We start from the raw sequence: 23,169 nt of genomic DNA on the forward strand, positions 1-23,169 counted from the left end.
CTTAGCAACAGTTGCAATCGCAATTGCAGTTGTAGCGAGTGGTTTGTGAGCCAAAGCTGATGGTGGAGCCACCGTCATTCAACCGCAGCATGTAGATTCCGGAGTAGGAAGGTTGATCGCCACAGTTGTAATAGTCACTCGTATTGGCTGTGCAGTTTGGTGCACCCTGCCAACCTGAACTGGGATTGGAACTTCTAAAGCAGTTACTCACTGCATTAAAGAAATAGTCATGCAGCCACCCGTAGTTTGCAGTCCACATGGAGCCGCCGTTATTCATGTACATGTCCCAGTTACCGTCGGACTTTAAAAAACCCATCAGGTTGCTGTTTACATGGAGGTAGCGGGTCACGTTGTCCGTGTCCTGCATGTTGATGGTTGGGGCGGTATTCTGAATCGTCAGATTTCCCGTCATCGTGTCGCCGGTTTTGGAGACTCGGCCAGACAAATCAATATTGATGGTTGCATTCCCGTTTACGTCCGGTCCAGCACCATTGACTGACCTCACAAATGCGCTGGAGTCATAGCCATCGAGCTTGTCGGCGTCAGCAGCCTTGGAGGCAATGCCAAGATAGGCGGCGTTGTGGTTGTGCGTGCTAGAGGCAAAGGCGCTCGCATGCTGGCCATCCAGCAAGTCAGCGTCAAGCCCAGTTCCTGCACCATCAACGGTCAGCAGCTTTGCAAGAACGTCTGCAGCGGTGTAAGACGCAGCGTTCAGTTTGGCTGCGAACTGGGCATCGATGCCGCTTGCCAAATCCATGATGAAGCGCCAGTTATCGGGGCTGGTTCCAATCAACTGGTAGAGCTTCAACTGATCCGTGCGGTAGCACAGCATTCCGACTTGCAAGGCAGTCGTCGGAAAGGTGGTTCCACTGTTACAAGAGATAGACGTCTTGTCGTTATTCAGGATCTGAGACAACGAGTCCGAGAGCGTCGACGATGAAGGTATTTCGGTGTAGTTTTGCATTTAATAGCCTTGTGCAACCCAAGAGATGGCACCGGTGACCCGTGTGCCAGAGGTGTTTTCTAAAACCGCCGTGAAGCCTGCGGTGCTCACACTTCCAAGAATTCGAGGCACGGCAACGGTTGTTCCACCCTTGAAGGTCAGCGTCACCTCTGGAGCCACTCTGAACATTCGGGAGAATCCAACGAACACCCCATTGGCCGCATTCGTAACTTGCGCCGTACCACGATCAAACACATCAGGCACATCCACCGTGACCCGCAAGCCATCGATGTAGCCTCTGTCCGCATTACTCGAAGTGATTACCGCTCTGAACAGCGCCCGCTGGTAGGTGTAGTCGCCTTGGATGAAGTCTCGGAAATTTGTGTACCCTGGCGGATGACCAGACTCCAAGATGTCCATGAAATCCTGCTCGGTGATTTCGGTGCTGGCAACGATCATGTCGCTGATCACGCCATTTGCCTTTCGTCGGTATTGCTCAACAAGTGCAAACGCCTCGCTGAGCTTGATCGTCTGTGCACGCTTTAATGCCTCACCAATGGCAAAGCCTTCGGCAAGGGCGCGTCGATAGGCAACGGTGCGTCCGAAGATTTCACCAAAGGCAAATGCTTCAGCCACTCTCTTGGTTTGAGCTTTGGCAAGACCATCCGATAAGCCAAGCGGCTCAAACTGAGGCTGAGTAATGCTCTTGGCAGGGACTTCTGTACAACTGAAACTCTCACTCACGCGCAGGATGTATGCAATGAGGTCGGTATAGGTTTCAGCAATCCCAATCGCTTCGAACTTCTTGAGCACCAACTGCCGCGCCAGTCCTTCGCCAACTTGAAATGCCTCGAGCACAGCCTTGGTCCAGTTCTGCTTGTACTGCTCCGATACTGAAAGCGACTCCACAAACCGCAGGACGTAGGCAATCAGGTCGGTGTAGGTTTCAACAAAACCCCAGGCTTCGAACTTATTGAGTCCCACGCCACGACGGCTAGTTTCGACAATGCCAAAACCATCGGCGATTTGCTTGGTGTTGAGCTTTTGGACTAATTCAGCGAAGTTGAGATCGGACGCCACACTTAGGGCATAGATAGCGGGATAGGCGCTAGACCAATTCTTGCCTGAGGCGGCGCTGTTCCACGCAAACTTTGCCGTGTTCCATGTGTAGTTCGCACCAGGCGTCGTTGTGACGCTTGCGGTCTCGGCCATGGCCTCAGTCCTATCAGCTCATGGTGAACGTGAACACGGCGGTCAAGCTGTCATCTGCGCCCTTGTTCACCACAGGAAAAACAACACGGTCAAACATGGAGCCAGCAGATGCAGCGTTGAACACTCCCGCCTCGGTGATCGCTCCTGTGGCATCCCCAGCGGGATAACTGGCGGTGAAGGTAAACACCTTGGTGCCAGCCGTATGGGCATAAGTTGCAGCGTTGCGCTTGATCTCGGTGACTAGCGCCGTTTGCGTTGCCGCTGCTGCCGTGGTACCCGTTCCAAGGGCAATCCACCCCATCACGCCAGGACGACTGGATGAGTTACCAATGGCGTCGGCTACAAAGTCAAAGCCTCCATTGACGATGATGTTCTCTTTATGAACAACCTCCACCTCGCCACTGGCCTTGGCCAACAGCAGCGTGATTGCGCCTTTGATGTTCATGCCTTCTTCAATCATGAGTAATTCCTAGTTGTGAAATGAAAAAGGCGCTGGACCTTTCGGTTCAACGCCTGGTTTTTGAAATTCGCTTTTTGGTCAGTAAAGCTTGAGTGCGGTGTAACCCGCTGTTGGTGCAATTGCGCTGCTAGCGCTTTGCACTTCCCCACCCATCTTTCCGATAAAGAGCCTTCGCTCTGTAGCGGTTTGACACACCCCAACGCAAATGCGATCACTTGCATTTACGGGGTATGGGACTTGGATGCGATTGAACAGGTGGTCTTCAAGGAAGAACACTTGATTTGCAGCGTCATATCCGACGCACAAACTCACCCCCGTACCAGAGGCGCTCCAGATCACCGATGTAGTGACTTGGCTTGGGATGAACCAAAAGCTCACATGGAACACACTCGGTATGTGAACGCCCCATGACACTTTGGTGGTGTCCTTGATCAACACACCAGTCCCGTAGCGACCATCACCGTAGCTTACGCCTGACGCATCCCCACTCGTTGGACTGCCGTAGCCGCTCAGCACCCCGTTGAGGCGCCATCCATAAATCTCGCCCGATTGCAATGTGTCTTCACGCGCTATTTGGAATCTCGCCTCGATGCTCTTGAGCGCCCCGTCATACGTCCATTGACGTTTGGCTGCTTGGCTGTTCCACGCATAGTTGGCCGTGCTCCATGTCTCGCGGTCATCCAAGGTTGCGCCAATGCTGGCCAACAACGTGTTCTGCGCCCGGTAACTGGTCGGAAGGTTCACTTCGAACAGATATTCAGACTGGCTCACGCCGCTATCCATGCGCAGGACATCGAGGCTGTTGACTGACTCCACAGACGCAAAGTGCTTGATGCCCGGAAACCTTGTTGCTTGCGCATCCATGGTCACCAGCAAGTTGGCGTTTTGCGGCTGAGCCACTACCGTCGAAACAAAGGTAGCCTCGTCTGAGTAGATGCCAGGAGAGGCAATCGCCTTGATCCAGAACCTGCGCTCACCATCGAAACCCGAAGGCAAGGTGTAGCTACTGGACTTCACCTCTGCAATGAAGATGGAGGTGTCCCACGCTCCCCCTTCCCTGAGTTCGTAAGCTACGACCTCAGGCTCTGGGTTGGGTAGCCAGCGAAACTCCAGACGGTTCGCAGACTGAACCACATCAAACTGCCTCACCGACGATGGGGCCAGCAAGATCAGCTGAAAAGTCGTGACATACGTGCTGTACTTGCCCGAGGTATCAAACGCACGGATGAAGTAGTTGTACTGGCCCGATTCACTTTGGTCGTGAACGAGCTGCGTGCCTGCAGTTTGCCCAACCAATACGCCTGAGTCCCAACCCGAGCCCACACGAACCTCGTAACCCGCCAAGTCAGCATCCGTGTTGGCTGCCCACTTGAGAAGCAAGTCAGTCGTTCTGCGATACACAAGGAAATCTTGCACATCGTCGGGGGGCTGCAGTTTGCCAAGAATGGTTTGACCAAGCGTTGCACCGTTACCAAGTTTTCCTGAAACGCCAACGGCCTTGACCGTGAAGACATAGTCTCCAGTTTCGGCATTGCGAATTTCCAGATAACTGGTGGACACCCGAGGCAAGGTGACGGTGTTGCCGCCATTGACCCGATAGCTCACCTGATACTCAAGCGCACCAAAGACCTGCTCCCACGCCACCTGAATCAATACGAGCGCTTGATCCTTGACCCGATACAGGCTCTCAGACACCTTCAAGCCTGTCGGGGTTGCTGGGGTGGTCGACAGCACAGTGATGTCGCGGGGTTGTAGCGCCAAGCCCTGCTCAATCGCAACGTACTTGCTTGGGTTGTGCGCAAGGGCTGTCACCTCATGGATGCCCGGCTCACTCTCAGCAACTTGTACCACCCGAAAGAGTTGTGTCTCGACCTGACTTGAGGCCAAGACCCAAATCGCCCCTGCTTGAGGCGCCGCAGAAAACGCACTGGTCACACCAAGTGTTCGACCGCTGAAAGATCCGACCTGGCGCTCTTCCACCAAACCAGCTGGCGTGATGACTGAAATTCGCCATGATCCTGCAGGTGGATCTTGGTCAAGGGTCACGGTCACAGTTGTGGCCGCTGCAATACGCCCGCCTAGGCGAAGTCCGCCACGGCTTGAGTCAGCCACTTTGATGACATCACCCGGTCGGACCACAGCGCCCTCAAGCCCTGTGCGAAACGTGATGATTTCTGATTCTGACTGCTCTGAGTAGAGCAACCACTTACCAACTCGGTTAGCCTGACCTCGAGAAGTGCATCCCATGGCCACGACATCCGCTTGCACCACTCCGTAGCGAGCAATGCCATCAACGTCCTCGACGTATTCAACCTTTTGTCGATAGAAGTCATCCGGGTCAATCCAACTCACCAACGCCACAGTGTGACGCGCTTTGGCAGACGAGCCTTGGTACGAGAAGTCCCCATCGATGACGTTTGCAGCCGTGAATTGATAGACCGCATCTTGCGGGGCATCTTGGGTCACGGTGATGGCACCACCTGACCAATACGCCATGCCCCTGAAGATCGAGGCCATGTCCTGCACCACCTTGTAAGCCTGCTCTCTTGTTTGCAGATACAGGTTACAGGTGAACCGAGGCTCGTAGCTACCTAGTCCGTTAGGTACCAATTCATCACAATACCGAGCCACTCGATACAAGGCCCACTTGTCGACCTGTGCCTCTGGAATGTAGTTACCCAAGCCATAACGTGTGCTTGTCACCAAATCGTAAAAGCACCAGGCAGGGTTGTCTGTCCATGCGACTTTGAACTTGCCATCCCACACGCCCAAATAAGAGCGCGTTTCGGGAAAGTAGTTAGACGGTATTCGCACCCGAAGCAACTTCAGGTCATAGCTGCGTTTCGGGATAGAACTGAATTGTGAGGCATCAACGCGCAACGCCATCAAGGCGCTGTTGGGATAGCGAAGCTTGCTCTCTATGACTTCGGTGTATGACTCCAGAAACGTCTTGTTCTGGATGTTGGTCTTGGTGGAGTCCTCTGTGATGCGACGCAACCGCACATCCCATGGTGCAGAACCGTTGAGTGGGACGTAGTAGCTACGCTGGTATTTGGTTGTGGTCTTTCCCGAAACCGAGTCGGCCACCACCTGCGAGTAACCACCCCCGTTGCTTTGCACATCGATCGCAAAGTCCACCGTTGTGCCACTCAAGTCACCATTGGTCGCGTCTTGATAGGTCAGCGACGGAAAACTGATCTTGACTCGAACAGCATCCACATCCGGATCGGTGATTGCGCGAACAACGGGTTGGTTGAACTTGCATTCCACACCGACAGCCACCTCGTTCTCAACCGATGTGAAACCTGGGATATAGCTTTGCTGTTGTGTTCCGTTGCGAGTTTCGAGCGTTACGCCCGCGAAGTTGTAGCTGCCATCGGCATTTTGAATGGCCGTGTCATCAAGATAGACAGACTTCAGGCCATTGGCCAGCCCTTGGATTTCTCCCTCGCACACCAAATCCACCACGCGAGCGAAGGCTTTGGAGCGTAGGCTATCGGGGGCCTCTTGTGCAACCCTTGCACTCCCCCCGCCGCCTTTGCCTCCACCGCCTGCACCAATGATGAGTGAAGGTTGGCTTATAGATTCGGTGATCAATTCGCTCATACAGGCACCTCGTCCACATCAATACCTGCGCTAATGACAGCGGATCCCACAATCAAGCGTCCGTAGCCCACAGGCACTGGCTGACCTTGCGCAGTCGTGTTGACCGCACCATTGAATGCGTAGCTGGGCTTGTTCTCTGGCCGCTCTGATGGGTCTGAGGATTTAGGCGTTGGAGCAATCATTTGAGCCACCCCGCCAAGAATCATGGATGTGCCCACCGAGTAAAGCGTGGCCTGAGACAAAAAGCTGCCCGCCGCAGCCCAGCCCATGGGGTTCCACCAAGCAACGGCAATCAAAGCAGCGCCAAGGATGATTTGCCCAAGACCATTGCCGCCAGCACCCGAGATGACGGGCGCTATCGTGATGCGCTGTTGACCACTTGGCTCATGCAGGCGCTCAAGATTGAGTTCATCTCGACCAACTAGTACTTTGTAACCTACACCGCGCTCGCCAGAACTCACCAGCTCTCGCTCAAAGGTTGGGAAGTTGGCACTCAACGCACGCACAGCCTCAGCAGCGCTAGCCACCACCATCTTGTGTCGGCGACCGAACTGTCGCCCTAGTTCGCCGAGAAGAATGATGGTTGCCATTACCGTTGTGACTGATGTCTAAGAATGTGTGTTGTGATCATTTGCCAATAGCCGCCATAAACATCGCGACTCGATAACCGGCCTTGAAGGTGATGCAAGATCAGTCCATCGCCCAAGTAAATGGCCGCATGATTAGGAACATCCGAATTCACCTGCATCAGCAAGACATCGCCTTCGCTTAAATCATCTGAACTGGCAACGTCAAAACCCGCATGTGCAAAGTTATCGAGGTAGAGGTTCTCTCCTCGCTTCCACCACTCGTCAAAGCGTTGATAGTCGGGCAAGATGAACTTCATCTCGTGGGCATACCAATCTCGAATGAGTGAATAGCAGTCCAGAACGCCGTGGGACCACTCCCTCCCAACCAGCGGGGCCATATACCCCTGCGGCTGGATCTCTTCCCACACCCCATTGGGATAGGAGACGATGAACCAAGGAATACCACTGGCCTCACAGGCCACACGGTCAGCTTGGCTTGGTGTCGCAGGCATGTTGGGGTGCGAGTGAACGACCCCAACAATCTGGCCACGCTTGTCGGCTTTGGCATAGTCCACAGGGTCAATCACAAATTGATCAGTCCCCACGCCAATGTTCTGACACGCGACGTAGCTCTCTTTTCCTTTGCGGATGATGAGCAAGCCACATGATTCGCGCGGAAACTCACGCTCTGCATGCTCAAAGGCCAGTTGTTTATTGGTTTCAAGCATCTGCAAACATCACCGTATCAATCCAGCAGCGGGAAACCCGCCAAAGGGAAGCTCCGCATTAGAGCCAAATCGCTTTTGGCAAGAACTCAATCGCTTGCCACAGGCGTCTTGGGATTTCAAAGAAACGGACACATCATTGGCGTTGAAATACGCCGTGCCCGTGTAGCCACACTCTGAGCTTCGATAGCCCCAAGGGCACACGTTTTGCACAATCTGTCTGCGCGGCAACGACACACCCTCAAGGTCAAAGGATGCAGCCAACTCGAACTCAACCACATCACGCGTTTCGCGAGACTTGCGATCGATGTAATAGACGTCATCCGCAAACTCCGCACTTGCATCCGCCGTTGAGTTGGTGCCGCTGGCAAAGTTCACCCCGTCTAGATACTTGACCAAGGTGCGCTTGCGAGTGATCTTGGCTCCCACCAGGTCTTGATACGACAAGATCAAGGCAGTGATACTGCCAGTGACGTTGGCCACCTTGAGCTTTGGCCTTGGCACTTGCCCATTGCCGTTGAACTCAAAGCCATCGGCCTGAATTGGAAACGGCTCGTAGGCATTGCCTTGCCAGACCACCTGTCTACGCAACTCATTTGTGCCCGCATGAAAGCGCACAACCCCCTCGTTGAAGAGACTCAAGTCCAGAACAAACAACTCGATGACCGCACTTGGAGCAAGCTTTTGAATTTCGGTTGTGATGGCTTGTGTGGTCATGACAAATCAAACACCTGCTTGAAGGTGGCGCGAATGTTTTCGATGTTGGGCTCTTCAATCGTGCGACTCCACTCTTCGCATGTAAATTTGCCTGTGATGCCACTTGGCGTTGTCCAATCGAATGCTTGGACTGCACCTCGGGCACGTAAGAAGTTGTCGATGGCAGATGCGTCACCAGTGGACTTACCCCGAAACTCCAGCGACCAGACTTCAGGCTGCGTGTTGATTCCATAAGCCAATCGTTGTTCGTAACCATCTCCAAAGGAGACCCGTCGCACGTTTGGTTTAACGGTGAGTGAAGCTCCGATGGATGGAATCCATGTGAAGGTAGCCATCGAAATTTCCTTGATTCAATCTGATCACCCCATCCTTCGGGGATCCAGCAAGCCGCCTGCTCGCTTTTGGTTAAGCAACTCTTGACGCACTGCGCTGGAGATAGCGCGACCTAAGTCTTGGCCTTGACCAGCCGTTGAGTTTGTTCCAGCTTCCGCAACGTTGACCGAGATGTTGAAAACATCCCCTCCAGCCGAACCGCCTTGGCGCATGGTCACGGGAATGGAGCGACCATCAGGCAAAGGCACATAAGCCTCGTTCATGGAGCCTTCACCAAACACGGCCAATTGAGGCGACGAGGCAACCCCGCCGCCTGCATATGTGCGCAATGGCAAAGGGCCAGCTGATGTCATCACTCCACCATTGGCAAATCCAAACATCCCGCCCAAGGCATTTGCCATTGGCAAGGTGATGGAGCGTTGGATTTGAATTCGAATCAAGTCCGAAATGATCGACGTTGCAAGAGTTCGGAAATCAAGCTTTCCTGTCATCACAAAGTTGGTCAACGCATCGGTCATGCCGTTGAAGGCTCTGGTGGTCACCGCCTCCATTTGCTTGCCCACTTGCTCGGTCTCTTCCCCGAGGGTTCGCAACGCTTTAGAAAACCCTGCACCGGGGTCTGAGAGCTCAAACGCTCGCTGACCCAAGAGCTGCGCACCGTCAGCGGCCTGCCTTGCCGCATCCTCAATTCGCTTGAAGGAGTCAGCCAGCTTGTCGTTGCCTGGTGCAGCCTCGACCAGCTCTCTGGCCTTCGCAGCAAAGTCTGCCAACTCCTCTGCGCTGGACTTGCGTGCAGTCGAGAGGCGTTTGAGTGACTCCACCTCGCTGATGGCACCGCTGTCCTTGAGCACCTTGATCTGCTCTTCTGTGGCTCGCAGTTGGTTTTGACCTCTGGCAACTTGCTCTTGGATGTCCTTGAGCGTCTCGCCGGGCAACTTGATCTCGCGCTCCAGATTGGATTGCTGCGCATCACGTTCGAGCTTTTCACGGCGCAGGGTGATTTCAGACAGCTTGTCTTGAAGCTTGAGTTTGTCTTGGGTGGTTTTGGCAACCGTTGCAAGACCGCGCTTGAGGATGGTTTCCTCTTGCCCATACAGGTCACCCAGCTTTTGCGTGAAGTCTTCCTGCGCGTTTAGCCTTGCTTCACTCGCTTCCTTGTAGCTGATGTAGCCTTGACTCTCATACAGATCAATGATCTTCTGACGGTCTTTGAGAATGCCGCTCTCAACGTCTGTCAGACCTTGAATCTTTTTGATGTCGCTCTCAATTTGAGCCATTGCTCCTGCGGTGAGAGCGCCTGTCGCTGAGTTGTAGTTCAGCTTCGGTTTAGATGCACCGCCTGTGGCATCTGATTCACCTTTGTTGATGGCGTCAAATCGAGACTTGACCGCATCAGAGAGCAGCGGCATCTTCCACAGATCCACATAGTTCTGATTGGCCTTCTCAACAATCGCATTGCGCTTTTCAAGTGCTGCCTTGAGCGTGGCTTGGTTCTCTTCTGAGAAGGGATTCAATCCCTTGCCACCAGCAATGAAAGTACCGAGCAACTCCATGTCTGCCCAGACAGCCTCAAAACTGCCGATCACAGACTTGACTATTTGGATCAGTCCACGCATCGCATCAATCACGATGGCCAGACCAACGGCAGCGTCTTGCGCCCACTCTTTTAGCGTGCCGTCATCTCGCAAACGAACCATGGCCTCAGCCGAGTTGTGCGTCCCAAGAACCACTTCTTTGAGTTGCCCTACCAGCTCTTCCATGGCAGGCAAGGCCGCAGTCACGATGGTCTGAGCCACAAAGTTGTGCTCTGCCTTCATACGCCCAAGGGCTTTGGATGCTTGTTCAGCGGATTCAATCTCCGCTTGGGTCATTCGGATGTTGAGGTCCTGATTTGCGGCCAAATCCTTGAGGAATGGCAACAAAGTAGCGCCAGACTTACCGAACAACTCAAGCGCGATGGCAGTTTTGCCAGCACCGTCTTCAAAGTCAGAGAGCTTTAAGGCTATGTCATTCATCACCTCCGCAGGATCGCGAAGATTGCCCCCAGAGTCCTTGGCCTTGATGCCAAGGTAAGCCAGCGCTTGGCTTGCACCCTTGGTTTCATTGTCAACACCCGCGAGTCCCTTGGAGAGTTTGGTCAATCCAACGCTGATTTGTTCCATGGCCACACCAGAAATGGTGGCCACAGGCGCAAAACCAGACAGAGCAACCGCACTCGCACCCGTTTGCTCGGCGAAGTCTTGTAAAGCCGCAACGGTCTCAAGCGTGTGAGCAATCAACTCCTTGAGTGCGCCAACAGACTCCACACCGATCGCAATGGCAAAGGTGGTTTTGGCCACTTCGGCCACACGTTCCAACGAAGAGCGCATGCCATCGGCGTGCTTTTCAAGAAGTCGGGCACTCTTGCCCAAATCTTCCCGAAACTCTGCCGTTTCTGCTGCGAGTTTGACAACCAGTGAGCCAATATCAGCCATTGTTTTTCTTCACCTTGTGAGCAAACATGGCCTTGAACCTCGCCACATTGAGACCGACGTCTTGCGTAGTCGCTTGTTTTTCCATGAACGGCATGAAGTCTTCAGGTCTAAAGGGGCTCGCATCTTTGGCCCTGTGCGCATTGGCAAAGGTGGACGCCACCACACCCGATCTGTAATCTGCGCGGTAGTCGCCAAAGGGCTCAAGTTGGTAAAAGGCCAACCACTCCGAGAATTCATCTGAGCCCATCCGATCCAGCATCTCGCGCACAGGCATTCCAAGTGCCAGTGCCAAGCGAAATGCAAAGCGTCGTGTCGGATGGGTCTTTAGGCGTTTTTTGCTTGTTCGACCTGTTCAGCACCAATGCCGTTCAGTCGCTGAGCCACAGAGAACACTCGGTCAAGTGCCTTGGCGCTTTTGGCACCCAAGGCAGCAACGTCTGCGTCACCAAACAGGCGACTGCCCGATTCATCGCACACGGCCAAGGAGACCAAGCGAGCGCGGACGTTTTCCAGTCGGCCTTCTTTGCCAATCAGACTGGCTTCAAACGCATCGCGATCTGTTCCCGTCATGGTGCGCACCTGCACCTCACCACCCCACTCGGGGACTTTGACTGTTTCTTTGGGCAAGTCGTCACATTGCAAAATTTGTTCACGCGTCAACATGTGTTTCTACCTCTCAAGCTTCGGTAATTTCGCCATCGATCTCAATCGTCACAGACGCTTGCACAACGGCATCGACACCACCTTGCACGCTGAAGGTGGTGACATAGCCGTAGAAGGTCCAAATCGCTGGCACGGTGTCCGTGAACGTCAACTTGAACTGACGTCGCACACGATTGGCGCGATCACTTCGCAGGCCTTGATGGATTGTGTCGTCGGGGTTGTAGTGCATGGTCAGCGTCAACTGACCTTCATCACGCAAGCCCACGCGCTTTTCTTTAGACGCTGAGGCCAAGTTGGTGACATCGATCACGGCGGCTTGACCGCCAGGACCTTGAAACGACACCACGTTGGGAATCACTTCAAAGGCGGTTGTTCCAAATCGGGAAATCGTAATTCCCTGTGCAGTAATTGCTGTGCTGCTCATGTGTAGCTCCACGTTTAGGTTGAACTGACCTGTCGGAAATAGGTGTAGTCCACGCTCACCCGGTACAGCCGGGCCTGTTCTTCAAAATCGGATAGCCCCATGCGTACATCGACGACGGTGCTTTTGTCGACCAACAACGTTTCGAGAATTTCGTCGTGCAGACTCAATGCCTCTTGATAAGTTCTGGCGTAGGTATCGACTTGCATGCGGATGCGTTGCAAGCCGTGCGGCCCATCGAGACCAAAGATGTGCTCTTGCGCGATGGGCGTGTAAACAATGGCTGGGTACTGAGCGTCTTGTGCGGCAACTAGCGCATAGACCTCCCCAGCCGCCAAAGTTTTGATGGCGTCGTAGAAGTCCTGCATGGCTATTTCCTGTTCAGCGCTTTGGCTTCTAGTTCGATGCGATCGCTCAGCCGAACTTTCATCGCTTGAACTGCTTCACGCCGCTTTGCTTCGAGTGCAGGCCTCAGAAATGGCCGTGCTCGCATCTTGCGAGTGCCAAACTCAATGAAGCGCCAGTACCAGGCGTCTTGCGAGAGGTTCCCTTTTTTGCCTTGCTTGCGGTACTTCTTGCCGTGACGCACAGTCACGAAAAAGGTTTGCCGAGTGAGGCTTGAAAGCTCTGGAATGTGCTTCATGATCACCGAACGCTTCAACGTGCCAGGCGGAGGTTGGTTTGGGCCCAGCGACTCGGCAGCCTTTGGTGCACGCATCCTCGCTTCATCTCGAATGACCTTTGCACCTGCATAGACGGAGACGCGAAGTCCATTCTTAGCCACCCGATCAGGCAACTCCCTGAGAGCCTTGGCTAACTCCGCCAAGCCTTCGATCTTGACGATTTCATGTTTAGCCATCGTCAAGTCCTTCGGACACCAGCAAGATGAGTTGAGCTCGCTTTTCGTCTTCATTCAAAGCTGAGTGAATGTTGAAGATGCGTGACTTATAAAGCACGCGCATCTGTGCCACTTGCTGTGGGTTGTCAAATACAGGCTGGTATCGAACCGTGATCTGATGCGTCAATTCAGCAGAGATTCGGTTGGCAATCACAGCCTCTTTGCCTGAGAGGGGTTGAATGTCCGCCCACACCATCGCCACATCCAGCCAAGTCCGACAAGGAGCGCCTAGGCTGTCTTTGATGGTGCTCGGACGTTGCACCTTGATGCGTCGCGTGAGCATGCCTGCGCTGATGGGATTCATATGAATGAGACCTTGAATGGGTCGAGTAACCCGTCAACAAATGGCAAAGATTCAATTCGGCCACGAGAGAGTGCGGCAACTTCTTCTCGGTGCGCATACAAGCTACCAACTCTGAGCTTGATCCAACTCTTGATGCCCTCTGGAACTGCAGCAGCATTCCCATAGCCAACATCAAAGGTGACCGTTACCGCTCCAATTTGCGGCAAGGGAACGGGCCATATTTGGCCAAATACTGGGGTGATCCGGGCAGGCTCACAGGCTGTATCGACCGTGTAGTTGCTAGTTGGCATGGTCTGCATAACTCCAGCCATGTCGAGGTAGTTGATAGACACCACGTTCAGGACGGGTGACTTTTGAATCAGGATGGCATGCCCAGGCAATGTGAAAGGTTGCCCCGCCGGAACCCCCATGAGGCTCGGTCCGGGAAAGCTATCCATGACCAATTTCCAACGTCCAGTGATGAACTGCCTGTTCGTGATGGTCTCTGCAGCTTGTCTAGCAGCAGATATCAAAGCCTGTATCAACCCATCGTCGTCATCGAAATCCACCCGCAGGTGGAGCTTGGCCTCTTCAAGAGAAACTGGCTCCCCTGCGGGAGGGGTGATCAATTGCATGGGCATGCCCTTGGTCTCCCCTCAAACTCAGATTACCTGAGCCACTGCAGCCTGATTGCTTGCGTCACCCGGTGCGAATCGAGGATTAAACCCAAGCAACTGTGCAGAAGTCAGACTGGCTGCAACAGCCACAGTTACAGAGAGACGGACATAACTGAACCCGTTGTTCACATCTAGCTCGTCCGGACGCAAGTTGATCAAGGCCTGCTTGCTGTCACCCGTGGCCTTAACGATCTGGGTTATGGCTTTACCAGCTACGTCCTTGGCACCGGTGCCTGAGGCGTCGGTAGCTTGCTGGATCTTCGCGTCCAGCGTGGCACCCGTGCCCATGACACCGCTTTGAATCAAAGCCAGCAGGTTGTGGTGGTTGCCAGCTGAAATCCAGCCGGTGGTGACTGTGCCCGCCGCTTGGCTGGCGGGGTCGATGGTGGCCAGAACTGAAATCAGTTCGCTGCCTTTTGCATTGGGAAACATTAAGTTGCTCCTTCAGGTAATGGCGACATTCAACGTGCGCCCAATTGAACAAAGGGCGACATCGTCGAGCTGCCCTTGGCAGGCGAGATAGGTGCCGCGATCTTGGACTGGCCGTCCATGCGGAAAGTCGTACGAAATGCCGTGAGGTCGGCATCAAAGTACAGATGCATGGACGTTGCAGTTTGCAAACCACCCGCCTTGGTGATGGTTTGGTAGTAAGACAAGTCGGCCAACAGCACGTCACCTGCGCCGGAAAAGCTGTTCGCGTGTTGCGATACAAACACCGGACGACCCAGCAAGGTGCCGTAGGGAGAGACTTGGATGCCGCCGACGTTCAAGCCCATGGGCAAGTAGATCGGGTAGTTGCCCAAGGTGAGCGTAAAGAGCGCAGGCAACACATCGTTGTTGACGATCCACACTGCCTTAGCAAAGGATGCTGGAGGCAAGCGAGAAATCATCTTGGCCAAGTTCTGAGCCAGGAGCGTTTGTGTAGCTTGGCCAGTTTCCTTGGCAACGGTCACGGTGGTGGCGTTGCTCATACAGCCGACAGGAACGCCAGTGCCAGAACCAAAGAGGATGGACTCATTGGTCTTCCAGCGAATGGATGTGGCGATTTTGTCGGGCAGGTAGCTCGACAGCGCATTGGTGTCATCCAGCAACTCATCTGTCACTGGCACCAAGGCCATGAGCTTTTTGAGGCGCAAGGTAGACAAGCCAAGCACTGGTTTGGTGTTCACCGCAGGGGTGGCTTCACCTTGCCAGTAGGCACGAATACCGTTGCTACCCCATGGCGTGGTTTCGTCTTTGGGAAAGGCCATGGTGTTGCCCGTGATCTCCACGTTGTCGGTCAAAGGCAGGAGCGAGTCCTCACCCAACGACAACTGGAAGATCTCTTGCGCGAACTGAGGTGGCACCAAGAAGCCACCATCTTGGGCAGAGCCTTCGCTACCGAAGTTCGTTGGCACAGCAGCACCACGGGTTGAGCCAATCAGCAGTCGTTCATCAAGAGAGCTGCCATGCTTTTGGGCTTGGCAGACAGTCTTGAGAAACTCGCCAACGCTTTTGAAGCCGTGTTTGGGGTCAGAGGCTGCGTTATCCACAACCGTGATCACCGAAGCTGTGGGCAGTTGGGCTGCATGAGCCAACTGCGCCTCTTCGGCAATCAAGGCAGCTTCGCGATCGATAGCACTCGAAGTTGCTTCGATCTTGGCCTTCAGGGCTTCAAAAGCACTGACCTCTTCCTCGTTCATGTCGCGCTGCTCAGCAGCAGCGATATCGGTCAGGGCACGTGCGTCCTTGACCAAGGATGCTTTGCGAGCTTGAAGCTCGCGCAAGTGTTTACTCATTGGTTTTACTCCAGAAATGAAAAAACCGCCTGGTCGAAATGACTCAAGGCGGCGACAGGGATGACGACCAACGGGTCGCAGGAAGTTGACTCAAGGCCTCTACGGAGGCCATAGGTCAAAAAACAGTCTTATGGGCGCTTGATCAGCCCAAAACAAACCTGTACAATGTTTCTGTACATAATTTGGATTGCCACCATGACCATAGAAACAACCTACAGCCAGGCACGAGAGCAGCTCAAAACGCTGATGGACCGTGCTGTTGATGACCGCGAAGTGATCGTGGTGCGTCGTCGCGCAGGTGGCGATGTAGCTATGATTGCAGCCGATGAGCTTGAAAGCCTAGTGGAAACAGCTCACTTGATGCGCTCAACGAAAAATGCTGAGCGTCTGCTCACTGCATTGACTCGCGCACGAACTGAATCTGTGAAACCGACTTCGTTGGCCGATCTACAAAAACGAGTGGGATTCGATGCGTGAGAGTGATCGGGTCGCAGTGTGCCACACTGAATTTTTAGAAGACCTTCAACACTGGGTTGAAACAGACCGGCGAACAGCCAAAAGACTGCTTGAGTTGGTTCGTGCCGTTTTGAAAGATCCATTCGACGGAATTGGTAAACCGGAGCCACTGAAATATCTCGGAGCAGATGTCTGGTCACGTCGCATCACACAAGAGCATCGCTGCGTCTACCTTGTCAAAGTAGATCGCGTTGAGTTCTTGCAAGGTCGTTACCACTACTGAATACTTCATCGCAAATGATTAACAAGCCTGCGATAGAAGGATAACAAGCATGAAGACGCATGACCAACTAGTTCAGACACTGATGCAACGCCCTGGTATTCAAGCAGAGGTGATCCGCATTGAGCATGAAGAATCCGTTTTGCTTGATGTGCAACTCAATTCACGATCTAAAGTTGATGGCAAACAACCTAATCAGATCAACGCAAGCTCATCACGAGCTTGCTTCAAGCGTGACTGACTAGCCGGCCTGCTTGAACGGACTTTGGCCTGCATCTTGGCCAACACATCATCAAATGTGGCGATGCCATCAACCATGTTCAGTGCCTGCGCTGCATCTGCGCCAAGCACTCGCCCCTCTCCCATACCGTTGCGTACGTCGTTGATTGACACATCTCGCCCAATGGCAACAGCTTCCACGAAGGCGTTGTAGTAATCATCTACACGAGACTGCATGAACGCCTGTGCTTGTTCATCCAGCGGTACATAAGGATTGCCCTCAACCTTGAACTTGCCAGCAGAGATGAGTGTGGGCTTGACGCCATCTTCTTCCAGCGCCTTTGAATAATCAAAATGCGCTTGCCACACACCAATGGAGCCAACCTCACCACCAGGGGTGACATAGAACTCACTGGCAGAGCATCCAATCCAGTAGGCAGCAGAGGCGGCCAGACTGTTGGCAACAGCAATGACAGGTTTTTGGGCGCGTGCTTTGACAATCTCACTTGCAAGCTCACTCACACCGTAGACACTGCCACCGGGACTATCGATGTCAATCAAGATCTGACCAACCGTATCGTCTGCCAACATCTGTCGCAGGATTGCTGTGAATTGTTGGGTACTGGTGCTACCAGGTCCAGAGATATCGTCAACCATGTTGCCACGCTGCGTGACCACCCCATACAGTGGCAGCACCGCAATGCCAGTGCCTGTAGTGGCTGCTGCCATTTGTTTACGGGTGTCACGAAGCACGCGATCCGTGTTTACCTGAAACATCGTCTCATCGCTTGGCGGTTCACCTGCAGACCAGCGTGTCAGGATGCCTGACATGGCTTGCAAACGCTCAGGCATCAACGCCCAAGGCGTAGTCAAGAATTCAGAGAGAAGGAGTTGTTTGTTCATTGGTTCATTCCAAGTTGAATAAGTGAAGCCGACAGCGCGACTTCTTGTAGCGGTAGAGCTTGTTGTGTTGCCCACGCCTCAACGTGTGAAGCGTTAACACCAAAAGCCTGTGCGATTAATCCGATTTCGTTCTGACCAATCGCCCCCTTTTTGGCAATGCGACGAGCGAGTCGATGGGCGTTTGACTCCACCAACATCCGAAAGCGCAGGCTCATCTCTTGATCAACAGATGAGGCGGTGTCATCGGGGTTAGAGTCACTTGGTTCGCTCTCTTGTTCTGCCTCTTGTGCATCCTCTTCTTCCACCATGTTCAGCGGACGAAGCGGTTGATCGAGTCCCTGCAAGGGATTGAGGTTTTCAGCGATACGAGCTTCGTTGCGTGTGAGCCATCCGTTTTGGATGCCGCTTTGGTAATAGGCTGAGCGACTGGATGCGTCACCTCGCATGAGGTTGGCAAAGTCAAACTCAATCTCAAGCGCATCACCGTCTGGCAATAGATCCGCCTCAATGGAAGCCTCCCATCGTTCAGCCCAAGGGGTCATGGTGTGCATGACGAATTCAAGGCTTTGCTGTTCGATGTTGGAAAACGTCGCACGCTCCAAATCCGCAATCATGTGCGGTGGCACACGAAACATCCGAGCAATGTCAGTGATCTGAAACTTGCGCAACTCCAAAAACTGAGCGTCTTTGTTCGTAACTCCCACTTCGTGGAACTTCATACCGTTCTCAAGCACCAGCACTTTGCCCCTGTTGGAGCCCGCTTGTGCGGATTGATACGAATCCCGAAATACGCGCTTAGCCTCAGCATCCTTGAAGTTGCCCGGAAACTCAATCCAGCCACCCGTAGGTTTGGCATCGTTGGTAAAGAAACGTGCTCCGTAGTCTTGGGCAGCTAGTGCCATGCCCAAGCTCTCCCTTGCTAGCTCAATAGGGCTCATTCCCAATAAGCCGTCCGACGACAACCCCCTCAAGTGCCAGATCTGTCCACGAGGAAAGACCATCTCGTCACCGTTTTGCATTCGCACTCGGTACCGGAAGTCTCCGCTGTCCATCACTTCCATGCGCACACGGTCGGGATGGATGGGCATCAACTCCGTGATCTCCCCCTTGGGGTTGGAGATAATCTGACAAAACGCATTGCCCCTAAGCGCCAGATGACCTTGCAGCATCTCGCGCCATTCAAACGGGTTTTGAAACCGATTGGGTTTACGGGCCAACAAACCATAGAGCCAGTGATCGGTCACCCGATCCTTGCCACCATCCTTGCGCTGGCGATAGACCACCACAGGAAGGGAGGCCATCGTCTCGGACAAGATGCGCACACAAGCGTAGACAGCGGCTAATCGGAGTGCCCCATCGGGTGAGACACGCACACCCGAAGAGCTGCGCACCGACACGGGCTCGAAGAAGAAGTCACCCCACGGGGAACGGTCACTGGTCGATGCTTTGAACCGATCTAATAGATTGAAGATTCCCATTGCTTCAGAGCACCATCAACTCATAGTCGGAACCAAGCACCACCGATTCACCCGGTTTTATGGCGCGCGAGAGCGCCATGATCAGCGCCACGATTCCGTCTATCTTGTTTTCTGCTCGCTCCTTGCGTGGATAGATGTTGTCTTTGACGTCCAAGTGGGCAACTACGTTGCTGGCCATCCAGCCAAGAACAGGGTCGCCATCGTGAACGAGCTTCTTTTGCAAGACCAGGGCTTCCAAGGTCTTCATGGGTTCGCTGAAGTTCAAGACCGTTGGTCGAACCTCAATCATTGGCAACCCTTCCGACAGCATCCTTGTGGATAACTGCGTGGCTTGAAATGGATCGAATGCCACTGCTTGAATTTCATAGCGCGTGGCCATGTCCAATAAGTCCGCCTCTATCCACCCAAAATCAATCACGTTGCCGGGAGTAACGATCAATCGCCCAGAGTGCATCCAACCGGAGTACTGGCTATTTACCGCAGCATTGACCGTGTCTTCTGGTAGGTAGTACTTACCAAAGGTCACAAATGCATCGGTGATTTCAGGATGCCTAAACACGATCAACAGGGCTGCGATGTCTGTCTTACTAGCCAGGTCAAGACCAATCCAGCAAGGCTGACCTTCAAACTGCTCAATGAACATGCCCTGCTCAGCGCAAGCATCCCAAGCCCGCATATCCATCCAAGCGGTGTCAGCATTGACCCACTCGTTGAGATGCTTGGTCTTGAAGTTGTTCACCGCACTTGGCAACTGCATAGCCTTGGCCTGCAACGGCCCAAGCACCTCCGAGCGAACCGAAATGCCCCAGTTGGGATTAGCCTTGATGAGTGACTCTTCAGTCGTCCAGTCATCTCCGTCATCTAGTCCGTAGATGATCCCGAATTGGGTGTCATCCTCGAACACCTCATCTAGTAGCTTGGTCACAAACGAGCGAACCTCGTAGCAGATGCCTGCCCGGTTACTACCAGCCGTGGTGATGACCCATAGCAGGGAGTTATCCCGTTTACCGGTACCGGTTTCAACTACGTCATAAACCGTGCGGGTTTTGTGCGCGTGCAACTCGTCCACGCAACCGAAGTGAATGTTCAGACCATCCAGCGTGGAGCCCTCAGCAGACAGGGCTTCAAACTTCGAGCCCGAGGCCATCACGTTCATGTTGTGCGCACCGACATTCACCGAGAACCGATTACGAAATCCCGGACTACGACGCGCCATGGTTTGTGCGTCGCCAAAAACGATACGTGCTTGATCACGTGTGGTGGCCAGTGAGTAAACCTCTGCACCACCTTCGCCATCAGCCGCCAGCATGTAAAGCCCTACAGCGGAGGACAAAGTTGATTTAGCGTTTCCCCGTGGAACCTCGATATACGAACGACGAAACCTTCTCGTCCCATCAGCCTTGACCCATCCGAACACCGTTGTGAGAATGAATACCTGCCAGGGCTCCAGCGTGATGGGTTCTCCTGCCAGCGGACCTTTGACGTGAGGCAGCCGTTCAATGAACGCGCATAGGTTGTCCGCTGGGTAGTAGGTCTTGCCGCTCTTGCTTGTGAGCTTGGGATTGAACCGGTAAGGACTGGACTTACCCTTGTACTTCTTCAGATCATTGAGCTGCCTTTGGCAGGCTGCCTTCACCCATTTGCACGCCAGAATTTCTCCATCCACGACCTTTTGTGCATATGCCCTGGAAATTTCACAATATGAAGATTGCCTAGATTGCATATTTGCCCGAGTTCGCTAGCTTTAATGATCCTGTGTTGACCTATCCCACCAACAAGGTTTGGTTATGAACTTAGGGATAGAGCGTCAGCTCTAAAGTCACGCTAATTTCATGGTTTTTTCACAAATCTTCCCTACCATTGACACATTCAAAATTTTTTTTAGGAACTTTCATGCAAAACACTCTCAAGCCCCAAGTCGAAGCCTCTTTGAATGCTGCGTTTGAACTGGCTAATCTCTCTTTCTCCCAAGTGGAGCGCTTATCTCAACTGAGCTTTGAGCAAGCCAAATTCAACGCCGAAGTCGCCAAAGAGCAACTCGACGCTGTTTTGGAAATCAAAGATCCTGCCCATGCCTTGGAATTGGCAAAGTCCATCCTTGAGCAATCGGCAAAGAATATGGCTGGCTATGCTGCGACCGCACTAGAGCTCACTCAAGAGTTCCAACACGAGTCAGCAGCATTCGTCGAAGGTCATTTCGACCACGCACACAGCACAGTCAACAAAGCACTTGCAGAGAATCTGAAAAACGCTCCTGCAGGTTCTGAAGCTGCCGTCAGCGCCGTTAAAGCAGCTGTTGAGGCTGGCAACAAAGCATTGGCCGAAGCTCGTAAGAATGCTAAGAAAGCCGCCGACCTCGCCCAAGAAGGCCTTGCCAAGCTGAAAGAGCACGCTCCCAAAGCAGCTGCCAAGGCTCCTGTGCGTCGTAAAGCCCGCGCTTAATTCGACTGCGAACACGAATGGCACTGCTAGGTGCCATTCGCTCACAAATCAAGATACTGCTAGTTGGCGTTTGTTCATAGACGCGCAACACGACTTGATATGTCTAACAATAAAAATTCATCAGACAGATCGCAAGTTTGTTCGAATTGCGGTTTTGTTATGCATTCTGAAAGCTCCCAGACGCTCTTCAGATGCGGACATGCCTATTTCTCGCAGCCACCTAACGAACGCGTTCAGGAGCGCATGGATCATTACCCAAGCGTCAAGCCAGACGATTCATGCGGGCACTGGTGCAGTCACCTGCAATCCCTGCTCGATAGCACCAAGTAGGCAGACCTGCTTGATTTGACCTATATCAAAGTATTAACAATCCTAGGGTTTCTCACCACCTCTGAACCTCTTGTAAGTAATTACCCTTCGGCTTAAAACTAGTGGCAGAGGGGATTATGAGTTTCGCGCAAAAAACATTACGTGCAAGCCTAGTTGCGTATTTATCAGCAATGTTTGGTTCTTTGACATTTGCACTTTTCAAAATGGACTTTACTGGGTATCCAGTGGGTAGGGCCGGGTTACTCATCCTCATGGTCACAACCGGGGTCGTTTCCCTCAGGCTCATGTTAGCTATGGCGCGCACTCAAAGACTGCGAAGCAACTGGGCCTGACATGCGAAAGATGTTTCTGGGAGACGCTCATGTACAACAACATTGTCCTTGCATACGATGGGTCTCAAGCTAGCCAAGAGGCTTTGCTCAATTGCAAAGATCTCTCTCAATGGCATCAGGCTCAGGTTCACTTGTTAGCAGTCGTGCCCTATGACCTAGTCGCACTTGGTCCCGAAACCGCTTATTACAACGACGAACAGAACAAGGCAGAGCATGACCGGTTTTTAAATGTGCTCAATGATGGTGTTGCCCAACTCAGTCAAATCGGCATAAAGGCATCAGGTCAACTGCGTAGGGGTGACCCAGTGGATCAAATCGTTCACTACGCACAAGAAATTTCAGCTGAGTTGATCATTCTTGGTCACAAGCACCGAGACAGTTGGATCGAGAGATGGTGGCGTGGGTCTATTTCAAAAGCATTGATCGAACACTCACCCTGCAGTGTTCTGGTGGTTATTCTGAAGTAGCCCGCCAACTCGCAAGATCAAGCGCCTCCCAAAAAAGCGCGATGCTTATGGGATGTCAGCTCAAGTTATCAGGCTTTTTTAAGAGGCTGCGAGAAAAAAGATCCTGAGTAGGCGCTTGTGTTTTCTTTTTCGCCATTTCTCTGCAAAACCTGACGAAGCCCATCGGAGATGTCTTTTTGTAGATACCAAATAGCGTCATCAACTCATTAACATCAAAGCCACTTTGTTTGGTCAATTCCTCAAAACCAATTGGGTTTGCGCAATTCACTTCAATCCATGCGCAAAGCTGATTGATTTTCTGCTCAATCTCGGGAGTTAGAAATTGCTTTGTCTTGCTGATCATGACCATAGGTCTTTATAACAGCAATTGATTTCAAAACAAGTCATTCCTGAACGCCGTATTCCAAATCTTTGGCGACGCGTGATGGAGTTGAACCACCGATAAACAGATTGCTAAGTGAACCTGCTTTGCTCCCGCCGCGCCAGGGCTTCATTTTGTCAAG

26 protein-coding genes are annotated in these 23,169 nt (G+C 53.0%); 4 read left to right on the top strand and 22 right to left on the bottom strand.

From position 1 onward, the window contains the following. Position 1 precedes the first annotated feature (1 nt). The 18 genes from B9Z46_RS14080 to B9Z46_RS14165 form a co-directional block, all read right to left on the bottom strand. The gene (locus B9Z46_RS14080; RefSeq protein WP_146179268.1) at positions 2–964 is read right to left on the bottom strand and encodes a hypothetical protein; all 963 of its coding nucleotides are present in this window, start codon (positions 962–964) and stop codon (positions 2–4) included. Further along, positions 965–2,155 (bottom strand): hypothetical protein, encoded by a 1,191-nt coding sequence (locus B9Z46_RS14085; RefSeq protein ID WP_108257225.1) that lies wholly within the window; start codon positions 2,153–2,155, stop codon positions 965–967. 13 nt (positions 2,156–2,168) lie between these two features. Then, positions 2,169–2,615, bottom strand: a complete 447-nt coding sequence (locus tag B9Z46_RS14090; protein WP_108257226.1) for a hypothetical protein — start codon at positions 2,613–2,615, stop codon at positions 2,169–2,171. Between the two features lie 78 nt (positions 2,616–2,693). After that, positions 2,694–6,221 (bottom strand): host specificity protein J, encoded by a 3,528-nt coding sequence (locus B9Z46_RS14095; RefSeq protein ID WP_108257227.1) that lies wholly within the window; start codon positions 6,219–6,221, stop codon positions 2,694–2,696. Beyond that, positions 6,218–6,811, bottom strand: a complete 594-nt coding sequence (locus tag B9Z46_RS14100) for a tail assembly protein (protein WP_108257228.1) — start codon at positions 6,809–6,811, stop codon at positions 6,218–6,220. The genes B9Z46_RS14095 and B9Z46_RS14100 overlap by 4 nt, the downstream gene beginning before the upstream one ends. Continuing rightward, the gene (locus tag B9Z46_RS14105; RefSeq protein ID WP_108257229.1) at positions 6,811–7,518 is read right to left on the bottom strand and encodes a C40 family peptidase; all 708 of its coding nucleotides are present in this window, start codon (positions 7,516–7,518) and stop codon (positions 6,811–6,813) included. The genes B9Z46_RS14100 and B9Z46_RS14105 overlap by 1 nt, the downstream gene beginning before the upstream one ends. Before the next feature lie 9 nt (positions 7,519–7,527). After that, positions 7,528–8,232, bottom strand: a complete 705-nt coding sequence (locus tag B9Z46_RS14110; RefSeq protein ID WP_108257230.1) for a phage minor tail protein L — start codon at positions 8,230–8,232, stop codon at positions 7,528–7,530. Beyond that, the gene (locus B9Z46_RS14115) at positions 8,229–8,567 is read right to left on the bottom strand and encodes a phage tail protein (protein ID WP_108257231.1); all 339 of its coding nucleotides are present in this window, start codon (positions 8,565–8,567) and stop codon (positions 8,229–8,231) included. Before B9Z46_RS14115 ends, B9Z46_RS14110 begins: the two co-directional genes overlap by 4 nt. Before the next feature lie 24 nt (positions 8,568–8,591). Then, on the bottom strand, positions 8,592–11,039 hold the full coding sequence (locus B9Z46_RS14120) for a phage tail tape measure C-terminal domain-containing protein (RefSeq protein WP_108257232.1): 2,448 nt from the start codon (positions 11,037–11,039) through the stop codon (positions 8,592–8,594). Further along, entirely contained in the window at positions 11,032–11,331 is a 300-nt protein-coding gene (locus B9Z46_RS14125) for a DUF4035 domain-containing protein (RefSeq protein WP_146179269.1), read from the bottom strand. Before B9Z46_RS14125 ends, B9Z46_RS14120 begins: the two co-directional genes overlap by 8 nt. 32 nt (positions 11,332–11,363) lie before the next feature. Continuing rightward, positions 11,364–11,702 (bottom strand): hypothetical protein, encoded by a 339-nt coding sequence (locus B9Z46_RS14130; protein WP_108257234.1) that lies wholly within the window; start codon positions 11,700–11,702, stop codon positions 11,364–11,366. 13 nt (positions 11,703–11,715) lie between these two features. Then, complete coding sequence (locus B9Z46_RS14135) at positions 11,716–12,126, bottom strand: phage tail tube protein (protein WP_108257235.1); 411 nt, start codon at positions 12,124–12,126, stop codon at positions 11,716–11,718. Between the two features lie 14 nt (positions 12,127–12,140). Next, positions 12,141–12,491, bottom strand: coding sequence for a DUF3168 domain-containing protein (locus B9Z46_RS14140; RefSeq protein ID WP_108257236.1), 351 nt, complete (start codon positions 12,489–12,491; stop codon positions 12,141–12,143). A gap of 2 nt (positions 12,492–12,493) precedes the next feature. Continuing rightward, positions 12,494–12,982 carry an HK97-gp10 family putative phage morphogenesis protein gene (locus tag B9Z46_RS14145; protein WP_158268445.1) on the bottom strand — a complete coding sequence of 163 codons (489 nt, stop codon included), beginning with the start codon at positions 12,980–12,982 and terminating at the stop codon, positions 12,494–12,496. Further along, positions 12,975–13,325, bottom strand: a complete 351-nt coding sequence (locus tag B9Z46_RS14150) for a phage head closure protein (protein WP_108257238.1) — start codon at positions 13,323–13,325, stop codon at positions 12,975–12,977. The genes B9Z46_RS14145 and B9Z46_RS14150 overlap by 8 nt, the downstream gene beginning before the upstream one ends. Continuing rightward, complete coding sequence (locus tag B9Z46_RS14155; RefSeq protein ID WP_233246027.1) at positions 13,322–13,939, bottom strand: head-tail connector protein; 618 nt, start codon at positions 13,937–13,939, stop codon at positions 13,322–13,324. The genes B9Z46_RS14150 and B9Z46_RS14155 overlap by 4 nt, the downstream gene beginning before the upstream one ends. 27 nt (positions 13,940–13,966) lie before the next feature. Continuing rightward, entirely contained in the window at positions 13,967–14,413 is a 447-nt protein-coding gene (locus B9Z46_RS14160) for a hypothetical protein (RefSeq protein WP_108257240.1), read from the bottom strand. Between the two features lie 29 nt (positions 14,414–14,442). Then, complete coding sequence (locus tag B9Z46_RS14165) at positions 14,443–15,759, bottom strand: phage major capsid protein (protein ID WP_108257241.1); 1,317 nt, start codon at positions 15,757–15,759, stop codon at positions 14,443–14,445. Between the two features lie 195 nt (positions 15,760–15,954). On the opposite strand from B9Z46_RS14165, the gene B9Z46_RS14170 reads away from it, so the two are divergent. Both B9Z46_RS14170 and B9Z46_RS14175 read left to right on the top strand, forming a co-directional pair. Continuing rightward, the gene (locus tag B9Z46_RS14170) at positions 15,955–16,236 is read left to right on the top strand and encodes a type II toxin-antitoxin system Phd/YefM family antitoxin (protein ID WP_108257282.1); all 282 of its coding nucleotides are present in this window, start codon (positions 15,955–15,957) and stop codon (positions 16,234–16,236) included. Next, positions 16,229–16,498, top strand: coding sequence for a Txe/YoeB family addiction module toxin (locus B9Z46_RS14175; RefSeq protein WP_108257242.1), 270 nt, complete (start codon positions 16,229–16,231; stop codon positions 16,496–16,498). The genes B9Z46_RS14170 and B9Z46_RS14175 overlap by 8 nt, the downstream gene beginning before the upstream one ends. 192 nt (positions 16,499–16,690) lie before the next feature. On the opposite strand, the gene B9Z46_RS14180 is transcribed toward B9Z46_RS14175, so the two are convergent. The 3 genes from B9Z46_RS14180 to B9Z46_RS14190 are packed head-to-tail and all read right to left on the bottom strand — an operon-like array spanning position 16,691 to position 20,761. Then, the gene (locus B9Z46_RS14180) at positions 16,691–17,617 is read right to left on the bottom strand and encodes a S49 family peptidase (protein ID WP_108257243.1); all 927 of its coding nucleotides are present in this window, start codon (positions 17,615–17,617) and stop codon (positions 16,691–16,693) included. Then, a complete protein-coding gene (locus B9Z46_RS14185; RefSeq protein ID WP_108257244.1) occupies positions 17,614–19,095 on the bottom strand; it encodes a phage portal protein in 1,482 nt (493 codons plus the stop codon). The genes B9Z46_RS14180 and B9Z46_RS14185 overlap by 4 nt, the downstream gene beginning before the upstream one ends. A 4-nt stretch (positions 19,096–19,099) precedes the next feature. After that, complete coding sequence (locus B9Z46_RS14190) at positions 19,100–20,761, bottom strand: terminase large subunit (protein WP_233246028.1); 1,662 nt, start codon at positions 20,759–20,761, stop codon at positions 19,100–19,102. A gap of 227 nt (positions 20,762–20,988) precedes the next feature. On the opposite strand from B9Z46_RS14190, the gene B9Z46_RS14195 reads away from it, so the two are divergent. Together B9Z46_RS14195 and B9Z46_RS14205 are read left to right on the top strand one after the other, a co-directional pair. Then, positions 20,989–21,537, top strand: a complete 549-nt coding sequence (locus B9Z46_RS14195) for a phasin family protein (RefSeq protein ID WP_108257246.1) — start codon at positions 20,989–20,991, stop codon at positions 21,535–21,537. A gap of 691 nt (positions 21,538–22,228) precedes the next feature. Beyond that, positions 22,229–22,666 carry a universal stress protein gene (locus tag B9Z46_RS14205; RefSeq protein WP_108257248.1) on the top strand — a complete coding sequence of 146 codons (438 nt, stop codon included), beginning with the start codon at positions 22,229–22,231 and terminating at the stop codon, positions 22,664–22,666. Positions 22,667–22,721: 55 nt separating this feature from the next. Here B9Z46_RS14205 and B9Z46_RS14210 read toward each other — a convergent pair whose 3' ends face one another. Next, positions 22,722–23,009, bottom strand: a complete 288-nt coding sequence (locus B9Z46_RS14210; RefSeq protein WP_146179270.1) for a helix-turn-helix transcriptional regulator — start codon at positions 23,007–23,009, stop codon at positions 22,722–22,724. Positions 23,010–23,169 lie beyond the last annotated feature (160 nt).

This window comes from Limnohabitans sp. Hippo4 (genome assembly GCF_003063605.1).
Lineage (GTDB): Bacteria > Pseudomonadota > Gammaproteobacteria > Burkholderiales > Burkholderiaceae_C > Limnohabitans_A.

What these genes read in the sequence shown, in the direction of transcription:
- B9Z46_RS14080 (WP_146179268.1), bottom strand. Translation starts at nt 964, where the DNA reads ATGCAAAACTACACCGAAATACCTTCATCGTCGACGCTCTCGGACTCG.
- B9Z46_RS14085 (WP_108257225.1), bottom strand. Translation starts at nt 2,155, where the DNA reads ATGGCCGAGACCGCAAGCGTCACAACGACGCCTGGTGCGAACTACACA.
- B9Z46_RS14090 (WP_108257226.1), bottom strand. Translation starts at nt 2,615, where the DNA reads ATGATTGAAGAAGGCATGAACATCAAAGGCGCAATCACGCTGCTGTTG.
- B9Z46_RS14095 (WP_108257227.1), bottom strand. Translation starts at nt 6,221, where the DNA reads ATGAGCGAATTGATCACCGAATCTATAAGCCAACCTTCACTCATCATT.
- B9Z46_RS14100 (WP_108257228.1), bottom strand. Translation starts at nt 6,811, where the DNA reads ATGGCAACCATCATTCTTCTCGGCGAACTAGGGCGACAGTTCGGTCGC.
- B9Z46_RS14105 (WP_108257229.1), bottom strand. Translation starts at nt 7,518, where the DNA reads ATGCTTGAAACCAATAAACAACTGGCCTTTGAGCATGCAGAGCGTGAG.
- B9Z46_RS14110 (WP_108257230.1), bottom strand. Translation starts at nt 8,232, where the DNA reads ATGACCACACAAGCCATCACAACCGAAATTCAAAAGCTTGCTCCAAGT.
- B9Z46_RS14115 (WP_108257231.1), bottom strand. Translation starts at nt 8,567, where the DNA reads ATGGCTACCTTCACATGGATTCCATCCATCGGAGCTTCACTCACCGTT.
- B9Z46_RS14120 (WP_108257232.1), bottom strand. Translation starts at nt 11,039, where the DNA reads ATGGCTGATATTGGCTCACTGGTTGTCAAACTCGCAGCAGAAACGGCA.
- B9Z46_RS14130 (WP_108257234.1), bottom strand. Translation starts at nt 11,702, where the DNA reads ATGTTGACGCGTGAACAAATTTTGCAATGTGACGACTTGCCCAAAGAA.
- B9Z46_RS14135 (WP_108257235.1), bottom strand. Translation starts at nt 12,126, where the DNA reads ATGAGCAGCACAGCAATTACTGCACAGGGAATTACGATTTCCCGATTT.
- B9Z46_RS14140 (WP_108257236.1), bottom strand. Translation starts at nt 12,491, where the DNA reads ATGCAGGACTTCTACGACGCCATCAAAACTTTGGCGGCTGGGGAGGTC.
- B9Z46_RS14145 (WP_158268445.1), bottom strand. Translation starts at nt 12,982, where the DNA reads ATGGCTAAACATGAAATCGTCAAGATCGAAGGCTTGGCGGAGTTAGCC.
- B9Z46_RS14150 (WP_108257238.1), bottom strand. Translation starts at nt 13,325, where the DNA reads ATGAATCCCATCAGCGCAGGCATGCTCACGCGACGCATCAAGGTGCAA.
- B9Z46_RS14155 (WP_233246027.1), bottom strand. Translation starts at nt 13,939, where the DNA reads ATGCAATTGATCACCCCTCCCGCAGGGGAGCCAGTTTCTCTTGAAGAG.
- B9Z46_RS14160 (WP_108257240.1), bottom strand. Translation starts at nt 14,413, where the DNA reads ATGTTTCCCAATGCAAAAGGCAGCGAACTGATTTCAGTTCTGGCCACC.
- B9Z46_RS14165 (WP_108257241.1), bottom strand. Translation starts at nt 15,759, where the DNA reads ATGAGTAAACACTTGCGCGAGCTTCAAGCTCGCAAAGCATCCTTGGTC.
- B9Z46_RS14170 (WP_108257282.1), top strand. Translation starts at nt 15,955, where the DNA reads ATGACCATAGAAACAACCTACAGCCAGGCACGAGAGCAGCTCAAAACG.
- B9Z46_RS14175 (WP_108257242.1), top strand. Translation starts at nt 16,229, where the DNA reads ATGCGTGAGAGTGATCGGGTCGCAGTGTGCCACACTGAATTTTTAGAA.
- B9Z46_RS14180 (WP_108257243.1), bottom strand. Translation starts at nt 17,617, where the DNA reads ATGAACAAACAACTCCTTCTCTCTGAATTCTTGACTACGCCTTGGGCG.
- B9Z46_RS14185 (WP_108257244.1), bottom strand. Translation starts at nt 19,095, where the DNA reads ATGGGAATCTTCAATCTATTAGATCGGTTCAAAGCATCGACCAGTGAC.
- B9Z46_RS14195 (WP_108257246.1), top strand. Translation starts at nt 20,989, where the DNA reads ATGCAAAACACTCTCAAGCCCCAAGTCGAAGCCTCTTTGAATGCTGCG.
- B9Z46_RS14205 (WP_108257248.1), top strand. Translation starts at nt 22,229, where the DNA reads ATGTACAACAACATTGTCCTTGCATACGATGGGTCTCAAGCTAGCCAA.
- B9Z46_RS14210 (WP_146179270.1), bottom strand. Translation starts at nt 23,009, where the DNA reads ATGATCAGCAAGACAAAGCAATTTCTAACTCCCGAGATTGAGCAGAAA.